At 64.1% G+C, this 11,214-nt stretch carries 12 protein-coding genes; 9 read left to right on the plus strand and 3 right to left on the minus strand.

The features are described 5' to 3' along the window. Positions 1 to 65: 65 nt before the first annotated feature. Positions 66 to 1,118 carry a tRNA epoxyqueuosine(34) reductase QueG gene (gene queG / locus ACE3OV_RS08920; protein ID WP_374326649.1) on the minus strand — a complete coding sequence of 351 codons (1,053 nt, stop codon included), beginning with the start codon at positions 1,116 to 1,118 and terminating at the stop codon, positions 66 to 68. On the opposite strand from queG, the gene tsaE reads away from it, so the two are divergent. The 3 genes from tsaE to ACE3OV_RS08935 are packed head-to-tail and all read left to right on the plus strand — an operon-like array spanning position 1,113 to position 3,585. After that, positions 1,113 to 1,628: a tRNA (adenosine(37)-N6)-threonylcarbamoyltransferase complex ATPase subunit type 1 TsaE gene (gene tsaE, locus ACE3OV_RS08925; protein ID WP_374326650.1), complete on the plus strand. Its 516-nt coding sequence runs from the start codon at positions 1,113 to 1,115 to the stop codon at positions 1,626 to 1,628. The genes queG and tsaE overlap by 6 nt on opposite strands. After that, on the plus strand, positions 1,562 to 2,878 hold the full coding sequence (locus tag ACE3OV_RS08930; protein WP_374326651.1) for an N-acetylmuramoyl-L-alanine amidase: 1,317 nt from the start codon (positions 1,562 to 1,564) through the stop codon (positions 2,876 to 2,878). The genes tsaE and ACE3OV_RS08930 overlap by 67 nt, the downstream gene beginning before the upstream one ends. Beyond that, positions 2,878 to 3,585, plus strand: coding sequence for a hypothetical protein (locus ACE3OV_RS08935; RefSeq protein WP_374326652.1), 708 nt, complete (start codon positions 2,878 to 2,880; stop codon positions 3,583 to 3,585). Before ACE3OV_RS08930 ends, ACE3OV_RS08935 begins: the two co-directional genes overlap by 1 nt. Positions 3,586 to 3,589: 4 nt before the next feature. On the opposite strand, the gene ACE3OV_RS08940 is transcribed toward ACE3OV_RS08935, so the two are convergent. Continuing rightward, positions 3,590 to 4,636 carry a GGDEF domain-containing protein gene (locus ACE3OV_RS08940; RefSeq protein ID WP_374326654.1) on the minus strand — a complete coding sequence of 349 codons (1,047 nt, stop codon included), beginning with the start codon at positions 4,634 to 4,636 and terminating at the stop codon, positions 3,590 to 3,592. A gap of 127 nt (positions 4,637 to 4,763) precedes the next feature. On the opposite strand from ACE3OV_RS08940, the gene ACE3OV_RS08945 reads away from it, so the two are divergent. The 6 genes from ACE3OV_RS08945 to ispH are packed head-to-tail and all read left to right on the plus strand — an operon-like array spanning position 4,764 to position 10,784. Beyond that, entirely contained in the window at positions 4,764 to 5,699 is a 936-nt protein-coding gene (locus ACE3OV_RS08945) for a bifunctional riboflavin kinase/FAD synthetase (protein ID WP_374326655.1), read from the plus strand. A gap of 1 nt (position 5,700) precedes the next feature. Further along, complete coding sequence (locus tag ACE3OV_RS08950; protein ID WP_374326656.1) at positions 5,701 to 6,099, plus strand: GxxExxY protein; 399 nt, start codon at positions 5,701 to 5,703, stop codon at positions 6,097 to 6,099. A 51-nt stretch (positions 6,100 to 6,150) separates the two neighbouring features. Next, positions 6,151 to 8,964 carry an isoleucine--tRNA ligase gene (gene ileS, locus ACE3OV_RS08955; RefSeq protein ID WP_374326657.1) on the plus strand — a complete coding sequence of 938 codons (2,814 nt, stop codon included), beginning with the start codon at positions 6,151 to 6,153 and terminating at the stop codon, positions 8,962 to 8,964. Continuing rightward, the gene (lspA, locus tag ACE3OV_RS08960; protein WP_374326658.1) at positions 8,957 to 9,436 is read left to right on the plus strand and encodes a signal peptidase II; all 480 of its coding nucleotides are present in this window, start codon (positions 8,957 to 8,959) and stop codon (positions 9,434 to 9,436) included. Before ileS ends, lspA begins: the two co-directional genes overlap by 8 nt. Then, a complete protein-coding gene (locus ACE3OV_RS08965) occupies positions 9,433 to 9,864 on the plus strand; it encodes a peptidylprolyl isomerase (protein WP_028994685.1) in 432 nt (143 codons plus the stop codon). Before lspA ends, ACE3OV_RS08965 begins: the two co-directional genes overlap by 4 nt. Then, a complete protein-coding gene (ispH, locus tag ACE3OV_RS08970; RefSeq protein ID WP_374326659.1) occupies positions 9,864 to 10,784 on the plus strand; it encodes a 4-hydroxy-3-methylbut-2-enyl diphosphate reductase in 921 nt (306 codons plus the stop codon). Before ACE3OV_RS08965 ends, ispH begins: the two co-directional genes overlap by 1 nt. Before the next feature lie 40 nt (positions 10,785 to 10,824). Here ispH and ACE3OV_RS08975 read toward each other — a convergent pair whose 3' ends face one another. Beyond that, on the minus strand, positions 10,825 to 11,211 hold the full coding sequence (locus tag ACE3OV_RS08975; protein WP_374326660.1) for a type IV pilin protein: 387 nt from the start codon (positions 11,209 to 11,211) through the stop codon (positions 10,825 to 10,827). Between the last annotated feature and the right edge of the window lie 3 nt (positions 11,212 to 11,214).

An 11,214-nucleotide genomic window follows, 5' to 3' on the forward strand; every position in this document is an offset into this window, starting at 1 on the left:
GAGCCCGGAAACGTTATCCGGTGATTACAGCACGCCAGCCTGAAAGGAAGATGAATGCGCCCAAGTCAGCCGCCGCTGCCGAGGCGTTCGAGGGCCCAGGCGACATGCTCGCGCACCAGCGCCGAATCATCGTCGGCGCGGGTGCGCAGGGTGGTGATCGCCTCGGCCGCGGCCGGGCCGTTGCCGAGCCCGACGGCGATGTTGCGCAGCCAGCGTTCGTGGCCGATGCGGCGGATCGGGTTGCCGGCCAGGCGGTCGTTGAATTGTTGTTCGCTCCAGGCGAACAATTCGATCAGCGTGGCCGAATCCAGACCGTGGCGCGGCGCGAATTCCGGGTCGCCGAGTTGGGCGAAACGGTTCCATGGGCAGCAGGTCTGGCAATCGTCGCAGCCGTAGATGCGGTTGCCGAGCAGCGGTCGGAATTCCTCGGGGATGGCGCCGGCCAGTTCAATCGTTAGGTAGGAAATGCAGCGCCGTGCATCGACCACGTAGGGGGCAACGATGGCGCCGGTCGGGCAGGCATCTAGGCAGGCGCGGCAGCTGCCGCAGTGCTCGTCGACCGGGGTGTCGGGCGGCAGCGGCAGGTCGCAGTAGATTTCGCCGAGAAAGCGCCAAGACCCCCGTTTCGACAACAGCAGGGTGTGCTTGCCGCGCCAGCCGAGGCCGGCCTGGCTGGCGTATTCGACTTCCATCACCGGTGCCGAATCGGAAAACACGCGGTAGCCGAAGGGGCCGGCGATTTCGCCGATGGCGGTGGCCAGCTTCTGCAAGCGGCTGCGTACCACCTTGTGGTAATCGCGGCCCTGGGCGTAGCGGGAGATCGCCGCCTGGCCGGGATCGTCGGCCGCTTTGTCGTGCGGCAGGTAGTCGAGGGCGGCGGCAATTACCGTGATCGTGCCGGCCTCCAGTTGCTGCGGCTGGGCGCGCAGTTCAAGGTGGCGCGCCATATAATCCATCTCCCCGTGCATGCCGGCGGCCAGCCATGCACGCAGCCGGTCGACGGCGGCGCCCGGTTCGGCGCGGGCCACGCCGATTTCGGCAAAACCCAGTTCCCGGCCGAGTTCGCGGATGCGTGCCTTGAGGGCGACGTAGTCCAGTTTGGAGTCCTGATCATGCATGGCACGGATGTTACCGCCGTTTTCGATCTGCCCGACGAGGCGGCGACCCAGCGCCTCGGCGCCGACCTGGCGCAGGCGCTGCAGCCAGGCCTGGTGATTTACCTCGACGGCGACCTCGGCGCCGGCAAGACGACGCTGGCGCGGGCGCTGATCCGGGCGCTTGGCCACAGCGGTCCGGTGAAGAGTCCGACCTATGCTTTGGTTGAAGTTTACGTAGTTTCGAGTTTATACTTGTATCACTTTGATTTTTATCGCTTCGAGTCACCAGAGGAATTCCTCGATGCGGGGTTTGGCGAATATTTCAACGAAGCAAGCGTTTGTCTGGTCGAGTGGCCCGACAAGGCGGCTGGCTGCGTTCCTTCGTCCGACCTGCGCATTCGCCTGCAACACGCTGGTGACGGACGGATTGCCGAACTCGCAGCCAACTCGGAAAGGGGGGCCTCGTGCGTAAGAACCATCGCCTCGATCCGCGCCGCCGGCAACTCCTGCGCTACGCCGGAACCGCGCTAGTCCTTTCGGTGACGCCGCTGTCCGGCCGGGCAGCCAGTCGGCCGGCGATCGTCGCCGTACGCATCTGGCCGGCCGCCGACTATACCCGGGTGACGCTGGAGCATGACGCGCCGCTCAAGTTCACCCATTTCACCGTTGAAAATCCGGATCGCCTGGTCGTCGATATCGAGGGGGTCGAGTTCAACGGTGTGCTCGAGAGCCTCGCCGGCAAGGTTGCGGGCGACGACCCCTACATCCGCTTGCTGCGTGCCGGGCGTTTCAAGCCCGGTGTCGTCCGTCTGGTGATGGAGTTGAAGACGCGGGTCGCGCCGCAGGTCTTTTCGCTGACGCCGGTTGGCGAGTATGGCCACCGCCTGGTGCTCGACGTCTATCCGGAAACGCCGCTCGATCCGTTGATGTCGCTGCTGGAAGGGCGCCAGGAGGCAGTCGAGCCGCTCAAGCCGGGGCAGGATCTTGCCGGCAGGGAGCAGAAGCCGGTCGAGGTTGTCGAAAGCCAGCCGGCGAAACGTTCTGGCAAGGCTGTCGTGGATCGGCTGGTGACGATCATGCTCGACCCCGGCCATGGCGGCGAGGATCCCGGTGCCGTCGGCAAGCGCGGCACCCATGAAAAGAACGTGACGCTGGCCATTGCCCGCCGTCTCAAGGCGCGCATCGACGCCGAACCGAACATGCGCGCCGTGCTCACCCGCGACGGCGATTTCTTCGTGCCGCTGCAGGTGCGCGTGCAGAAGGCGCGGCGCATCCAGTCCGACCTCTTCCTGTCGATCCACGCCGATGCCTGGATCAAGCCCGACGCGCGCGGTTCCTCGGTCTTCGTCCTGTCCGAGAAGGGGGCGTCGAGCACCCAGGCCCGCCTGCTGGCGCAGAAAGAAAACAGCGCCGACCTGATCGGCGGCGTCAATCTGGCGAAGACCAAGGACGTTTTCCTCGCCCGCACCCTGCTCGATCTGTCGCAGACGGCGACCATCAACGACAGCCTGAAGCTCGGCAAGTACCTGCTCGGCGAACTTGGTTCGATCAACCACCTGCACAAGACCAGTGTCGAGCAGGCGGGATTCGCCGTCCTCAAGGCGCCGGACATCCCGTCGGCGCTGATCGAGACCGCCTTCATCTCCAATCCGGAAGAAGAGCTGCGCTTGAAGGACGACGCCTATCAGGAGCAGATGGCCGACGCCATCATGCGCGGCATCCGCCAGTACTTCATCAAGCATCCGCCGGGACCGAAGGCGAGGATTGCCAGGGTTGGCTGATGCAGCCCGCGCTGTTCGCTGAACTGCGGCGTCTCTACGCGGCTGCCGATGTTGCTGGCGACGCCGTGCAGCTGCCGCTGCTTGACGCCACTGCCACGGCCCGGGCCTTGCTCATCGAATTCCCGCAGGCCAGCGACTGGCCGAGCGTTGGTGCAACCCTGAGTTATCTCGCCGACGAACTGGCCCTGCCACGGCCGGCCCTGTCGGTCTCTGCTGGCGGCGCGTTCACGCTCTGGCTGGCTTTCGCATCACCGCGGCCGCTGCCGCAGCTGGCGGCGTTTTTCGATGGTCTGCGGGTGGCCTGCCTGAGCGATCTGCCGGCTGACCGACTGCGCTGTCATCCCTTGAGCGGGCTTGCAACCGTGCCGGTGGTGCCCGCTTTTGACGCCGTGGTCGAGCGCTGGTCGGCCTTCATCGATCCCGGCATGGGCAGCATGTTCATCAGCGAGCCGGGCCTGGAGTTTCCGCCGAATTCGGAACGACAGGCCGAAATGCTGGCCGCTCTGCGGGCGATCGACGACCGCCAGTTTGCCAGGGTCATGGCCCAACTGCCGACGCCACCCCAGGCGGCTATGGACGCTTTGCCCTTGGCCGGGCATTTCACCGACCCGGCGGCTTTCCTGCTGGCGGTGATGAACGACGCAGCGGTGCCTATCGGCGAGCGGATCAACGCGGCCAGCGCCTTGCTTGTGGCAGGCCGACGCTGACGCCTTAGAACAGTTCGATCTCGCCCTTGGCGATTTCACGCGCAGCGAGGCGCCCGTCTTCAATCAGCTGTTCGTAGCAGGCGACCTGGTTGCGGCCGTTGCGCTTGACGTAGTAAAGGGCCTCGTCGGCGCGTTCGATGACGTCGCTTGGCGTGTCGCTGATCAGCAGGCGGCTGAAGCCGATGCTGACGGTGACGTGGCCGACGCGACTGAAAACGGTTTGCTCGACGTCGTGCCGGAAACGTTCCAGGCTCGCTGCTGCCGACTCGCGGTTGGTTGGCTGCAGCAACGCGATGAATTCCTCGCCGCCGAAGCGGAACAACTGGTCGTCGAAGCGGAAGCTCTGGCGCATCACCTGCGACACCATGATCAGCACCTCGTCGCCGATCAGGTGGCCGTGGGTATCGTTGACCCGCTTGAAATGGTCGATATCGCAAACCGCCAGCCAGTGGTTGCTATCCGCTTGTGCTTGGCGACGGGCCGGTTGCGGCGCGTTGCCGAGTCGGCGGTCGGTGCTGGCCTGACCGAGCAGTTCGAACAGGTGCTTGTCGAAGGTCTTGCGGCTGGACAGCCCGGTCAGCGTGTCGGTTTCGCCGTAGTCGAGAAGGCCGATGTGATTGCCGAAATATTCGATCAGTCCCATCAGCGTGACGCGCAGGTCGGCGGAAAAATCTTCAGCCATCTCCAGATCGATGAAATAGATCGGGTCGTCGAGACGCATGATGGGAAAGATCACCCGGTGCGAGCCATCGTCCAGGTGTTCGAGAACGGCGGAGAGTTCGCGTCGGCAGCGCAGTAGCAGGGGGTCGCGTTCGATCGGCTGGCTGAATTGTGCTTCGGGCAGGTAGGCGTTGCGCAGGAACTGGCCTTGCGGCCCGAAGCCGGCACAGGAGAAGACGACAGTCTTGCGTTTGCTGGCGTAGCAGCGGTAAATGCTCACCCGGCGTGGTGCAAACAATTCGGTCAGCGCATCAACCATGGCCGAATTGATTTCGGTGCGGTCGCGGCGCGCCGAAATGCGAAGGACATGGTTGATCAGGTTGAGCATCATCGGAAGAGGCCTGGCGGTTTTGCCGGATTATAGCGATGGCAGATCGGGCAAGGGGCTGTTTTTCCGTTGTTTTGTCGGCATTCAGGGGGCTAGCCGGTATAATCGCGGTTTTTTCCGCCAGCCTTCGATGCGCGTTTTTCGCGGTTATTCCCGTCCTGTTCCGGCACCCGTTGCACTGGCCATCGGCAATTTCGATGGCGTGCATCTCGGCCATGCGGCCCTGGTTGCCCGCCTGGTCGAGGTTGCCCGACAAGGCGGCGTGGTGCCGACGGTGCTCAGCTTCGAGCCGCATCCGCGCGAGTTTTTTGCCCCCGACTCAGCGCCGGCCCGGCTCAGCACCTTCCGCGAAAAACTCGAACTGCTGGCCGACAGCGGTATCGCCCAGGCGATGATCTGCCCTTTCAACCGCGCCTTCGCTGCGCTCAGCGCCGAGCAATTCATCGAAGCGGTGCTGGTGCGCGGGCTACAGGTCCGGCATCTGGTGATCGGTGACGATTTCCGCTTCGGCAAGGGGCGGGTCGGTGATTTCGCCTTGCTGCAGGCCGCTGGCGAACGTCACGGTTTCACGGTCGAAGCGATGGGCAGTGTCGTTGTCGACGGCGAGCGCGTCTCCAGTTCCGGCGTGCGCCAGGCGCTGGCGGCTGGCGACATGGCGCACGCGGCGAAGCTGCTTGGCCGCCCCTACATGATGGACGGTCAGGTCGCGCACGGCCAGAAGCTCGGCCGTCAGCTCGGTTTCGCGACCGCCAACCTGCGCATCAAGCACAATCCGCTGCCGATGACCGGCGTCTTCGCGGTCGAGGTTGCCGGCCTGGGGCCGACACCTTTGCCCGGCGTCGCCAACCTCGGCGTCCGGCCCACCGTCGGCGGCACGCGGCCGCTGCTCGAAGTGCATCTGTTCGATTTCGACCGCGACATCTACGGCGCCCACATTTCGGTGCGCTTCGTGCACAAGCTGCGCGACGAGCAACGTTTTCCCAATTTCGACGCCCTCAAGGCGCAGATCGCGGCCGATGCCGCGGCGGCGCGGGCTTTTTTTACCGCAAAGACGCAAAGGCGCTAAGTTGACGCAAAGATTTTTTGGCGATGCGCTGGATGAATTGAGCAAGCAGGTGATTGGTGCCGCGATTGAAGTGCATCGTCATCTGGGGCCGGGCTTGCTTGAAAGTGCCTATGCGGACTGCCTGATCGTTGAACTCGCGGAGCGCGGGATGGCGTCTGAGAAAGAGGTTCTGTTGCCCCTGCACTATAAATCTGTGGTGGTAAACAAGGCCTACCGAATTGATTTGCTGGTTGAGCAGTCGCTGATCGTCGAACTGAAAGCGTGTGATCAACTGTTGCCTGTACACTCCGCCCAACTTCTGACCTATCTCAAGCTGACAGGGTTGCAGTTGGGCTTGCTGATGAACTTCAATCACGGGCTGATGCATCAAGGGATCAAGCGCGTGGTCAATGGATTTTGAAAACTTTGCGTAAACTTTGCGCCTTCGCGCCTTTGCGGTGGATGTTAAAAAATGGCTGATTACAAAGACACCCTGAACCTTCCCGATACCCCGTTCCCGATGCGTGGCGACCTGCCCAAGCGCGAGCCGCAATGGGTCGCCCAGTGGCAGGAGAAGCAGTTCTACCGGAAGATCCGCGAGATTTCTGCCGGCCGGCCGAAGTTCATCCTCCACGACGGCCCGCCGTATGCCAACGGCGACATCCACATCGGCCACGCGGTGAACAAGGTGCTGAAGGACATCATCGTCCGCTCGAAGACGCTGGCCGGTTTCGACGCGCCCTATGTGCCGGGCTGGGACTGCCACGGCATGCCGATCGAGATCCAGATCGAGAAGACGCACGGCAAGGCCATCCCGCGCGAGCAGGTGCAGAAGCTGGCGCGTGCTTACGCTACCGAGCAGATCGAACGGCAGAAGAAGGACTTCATCCGCCTTGGCGTGCTCGGCGAGTGGGATAACCCGTACAAGACGATGAACTTCAAGACCGAAGCCGACGAGATCCGCGCCCTTGGCGCGATGGTCAAGCGCGGTTTCGTCTATCGCGGCCTGAAGCCGGTGAACTGGTGTTTCGACTGCGGCTCGGCGCTGGCCGAAGCGGAAGTCGAATACCAGGACAAGAAGTCGCCGGCCATCGACGTGGCCTTCGCCGCCGCCGAGCGCGACAAGCTGGCGGCCGCCTTCGGCCTGGCGGCCCTGCCGGCCGGTGAAGCCTATGCGGTGATCTGGACGACGACGCCATGGACCATCCCCGGCAACCAGGCGCTCAACGCGCACCCGGAAATCACCTATCACCTGGTGCAGACCGAAAGGGGTTGCCTGATCCTCGCCGCCGATCTGCAGGAAGCTTGTCTCGCCCGCTACGGCTTGACCGGTACCACCGTTGCCGCCTGTAAGGGCGCGGCGCTGGAACGCATCGCCTTCCGCCATCCGCTCTACGACCGCCTGTCGCCGGTCTTCCTCGGCGACTACGTGACCCTCGACGCCGGCACCGGCATCGTCCATTCGGCGCCGGCCTACGGTCTGGAAGACTTCCAGTCGTGCAAGAACTACGGCATGCACAACGAGCAGATCCTGACCCCGGTGCAGGGCGATGGGACGTTTGCCGCCGACCTGCCGTTCTTCGGCGGCATGAACGTTTGGAAGGCCAACCCGGTGATCGTCGACAAGCTGGCCGAAGTCGGTGCGCTGCTGAAGCACGCCACCATCGAGCACAGCTACATGCACTGCTGGCGCCACAAGACGCCGCTGATCTACCGCGCCACCAGCCAGTGGTTCGTGCGCATGGATGCGCCGGACGTCGACAGCCAGGGCGTCGCCGCCACCGAGCCGGCCGGCCACACGCTGCGCGAAGCCGCGCTGCAGGGCGTCGAGGACACCGCCTTCTATCCCGCCTGGGGCAAGAACCGCCTGCATGCGATGATCGCCAACCGCCCGGACTGGTGCATCTCGCGCCAGCGCAACTGGGGCGTGCCGCTGCCCTTCTTCACCCACAAGGCGACCGGCGAACTGCATCCGAACACGCTGGAACTGATGGAAGCCGTGGCCAAGCGCGTCGAGCAGGGCGGTATCGAAGCGTGGACGCAACTCGACGCGGCCGAACTGCTCGGCAATGACGCCGTCGACTACGTCAAGACCACCGACATCCTCGACGTCTGGTTCGATTCCGGCACCACCCACATGAGCGTGATGCGCGGCTCGCACGCCGAGCTGGGCTGGCCGGCCGACCTCTACCTGGAAGGCTCCGATCAGCATCGCGGCTGGTTCCATTCCTCGCTGCTGACCGGCGCCGCGATCGACGGCCGCGCCCCGTACAAGGCACTGCTGACGCACGGGTTCGTCGTCGACGGCAAGGGCCACAAGATGTCGAAGTCCAAGGGCAACGTCATCGCGCCGCAGCAGGTTTCGGACAAGATGGGCGCCGACATCCTGCGCCTGTGGGTGGCCTCGACCGATTACTCGGGCGAGCTGACCATCTCCGACGAAATCTTGAAGCGCGTCGTCGAAGGCTATCGCCGCATCCGCAACACGCTGCGCTTCCTGCTCGCCAACGTTTCCGATTTCGACGCCGCCGCCGACATGCTGCCGGCCGACCAGTGGCTGGAGATCGACCGCTACGCGTTGGCGCTGACCCGCCAGTTGCAGCAGTCCTGCCAGGGCGATTACGAGCGTTTCGAGTTCCACCGCGTGGTCCAGGCGCTGCAGGGCTTCTGCTCGGAAGACCTCGGCGGCTTCTACCTCGACATCCTCAAGGACCGCCTCTACACGACGGCACCCAAGTCGCTCGCCCGCCGCTCGGCGCAGTCGGCGTTGTGGCACATTACCCAGGCCTTCGTCCGCCTGCTGGCACCGATCACTGCCTTCACCGCCGAGGAAGTCTGGGCGGTGCTGACCGGCAATGCCGACGACTCGGTGATGTTCCAGCAATGGCATCAACTGCCGGAACAGACCGGCGAGAGCGAGCTGCTGGCGAAATGGGCGATCGTCCGCGAAGTGCGCAACGACGTGACCAAGGCGCTGGAGGCTCGCCGCGAGGCCGGCGAGATCGGCGCTGCGCTGCAGGCCGCGGTCGAAATCCGCTGCTCCGGCGACAAGTTCGCCGCGCTCTCGGCGCTCGGCGACGACCTGAAGTTCGTCTTCATCTGCTCGGCGACCTCGCTGATCGAGTCTGCCGAGGAATCGGTCACCGCCACGCCGCTGACGCACGCCAAGTGCGAACGCTGCTGGCACGTGCGCGAGGATGTCGGCGCCGATCCGGCACATCCCGGCCTGTGCGGGCGCTGCGTCAGCAACCTGCACGGCGACGGCGAGGTGCGCACGCATGCGTGAAGCCCGGCACTGGTACGCGCTGGCCGGCCTGATCGTCGTCCTCGACCAGATCAGCAAGTGGATTGTGCTCGGTACCATCGGGCCGGGTGAGGTCATCTACGTCGCACCTTTCTGGAACTGGGTGCTGGCCTTCAACCCGGGCGCTGCGTTCAGCTTCCTCGCCGACCAGCCGGGCTGGCAGCGCTGGTTCTTCACCGTGTTGGCGCTCGGTGTGTCCGGCTGGATTGCGCTTGAACTGCAGAAGCACCCGGAGCATAAGCTGATGGCGCTGGCGCTGACCCTGGTCATGGGCGGCGCGCTCGGCAACGTGATCGACCGCGTGCGCTTTGGTGCCGTCGTCGATTTCATCCAGTGGCACGCCGCCGGTTTCTACTGGCCGGCCTTCAATATCGCCGATTCGGCGATCACCGTCGGCGCCGTGCTGTTGATCGTCGCTTCGCTGACCCACAAAGAACAGAAAGAAAACGCATGAGCACCACCGTCCGCCCCGACAGCTACCTGACCCTGCATTACCGCGTCACCGCCCTCGATGGCGAGGAATTCCTGTCCACCTTCGACATGAGCCCGGCGACGCTGCAGATGGGCAGCGGCCAGCTCGCCGAAAACCTCGAAAGCGTCCTGCTTGGCCTGAATGCCGGCGAGCATTACGTGTTCGAGCTGGAACCGGAACAGGCCTTCGGTGTGCACAACGAACGCCTGGTCGAGCGCATCGCCCGCAGCGGCTTGCCTGCCGGCATGGAACTCAAGGAGAATTCCGTCGTCGAATTCACCGCGCCCAATGGCGCGACCTTCGCCGGTTTCCTGCGCGAGCTTGATGAAACCAGCGCCCTGTTCGACTTCAACCACCCGATGGCGGGCAAGACGATCCGCTTCGAGGTGAAAATCATCGGAATCATGTAATGCAGGTCATCCTTGCCAATCCCCGAGGCTTCTGTGCCGGTGTCGAACGCGCCATCACCATCGTCGAACGGGCACTGGAAAAGTTCGGTGCGCCGATCTACGTCCGCCACGAGGTGGTGCATAACAAGTTCGTCTGCGACGACCTGCGCGCCAAGGGCGCTGTTTTCATCGAGGAACTGGCTGAGGCCCCGGCCGGTAGCACGGTCATCTTCAGCGCCCACGGCGTTTCGCGCGCGGTGCGCGACGAGGCAGAACAGCGCGGCCTCAAGGTCTTCGACGCGACCTGTCCGCTGGTCACCAAGGTGCACCTGGAAGTCGGCCGCATGCGCAAGGGTGAGCGCGAGATCGTCATGATCGGCCACAAGGGCCACCCCGAGGTCGAAGGGACGATGGGGCAGAGCGATGGCGGCATGTATCTGGTCGAGACCGTCGATGATGTCGCGCAGCTGCAGGTCCGCCTGCCCGAACAGCTTTCCTACGTGACCCAGACGACGCTGTCGATGGATGACGCCCGTCGCGTCATCGACGCGCTACGCCAGCGTTTCCCGGCGATCCAGGGGCCGAAAAAGGACGACATCTGCTACGCCACGCAGAACCGCCAGGACGCGGTCAAGGCTTTGGCCGAACAATGCGATCTGGTCGTCGTCGTCGGCAGCCCGAACAGTTCGAACTCGCGCCGCCTGAAGGAAGTCGCCGCCGGCCGCGGCATCGACGCTTACCTGATCGACAGTGCCGTCGAGATCGAAGAAGCCTGGCTGGTCGGCAAGCAACGCATCGGCGTCACCGCTGGCGCCTCGGCGCCGGAAATCCTGGTCCAGCAGGTGGTTGATCGGCTCCGCGAGCTGACTGCTGCTGAAGTCGGGCAGTTGCCCGGCGGTGATGAAGGGGTTGCCTTCGCTTTGCCCAGGGAACTGGCCTGAAATCCGGGCGCCGGCATCAGCCGGCGCCCAAAGCACCCCATTACCAGCAATTTGCCGGCGTTTTGGCGCCAGTCTGATTAATGGTCAGGGTATCCTTGTTGCAGCCTTTCCCGCTGAGCTGATCACCAAGCGGTGTGGCCTGCAGGGCAAAAGTCGTGACGGTTGGAGCGGCACTGAATACAACGTTGTAAGAAGCTGCCGCAGTGCCCTGACAAGCTGGAGCTGGTGCTCCGACATAGGTCATGTTGGGCGTCTTGTAGCGTTCCATCTGTTGCGCATGTTCCATCAGGCAGGACTGGATCGCTGCCCGCCGTGACGTGCGTGTGTGCTCGTTGTAGGCGGGCAGGGCAATCGACGCCAGGATGCCGATGATTGCCACGACGATCATGATTTCCACCAAAGTGAAGCCCTTGTTTTGCTGTTTCATGTT

Source organism: Azonexus sp., assembly GCF_041909095.1.
Classification (GTDB): Bacteria; Pseudomonadota; Gammaproteobacteria; order Burkholderiales; family Rhodocyclaceae; genus Azonexus.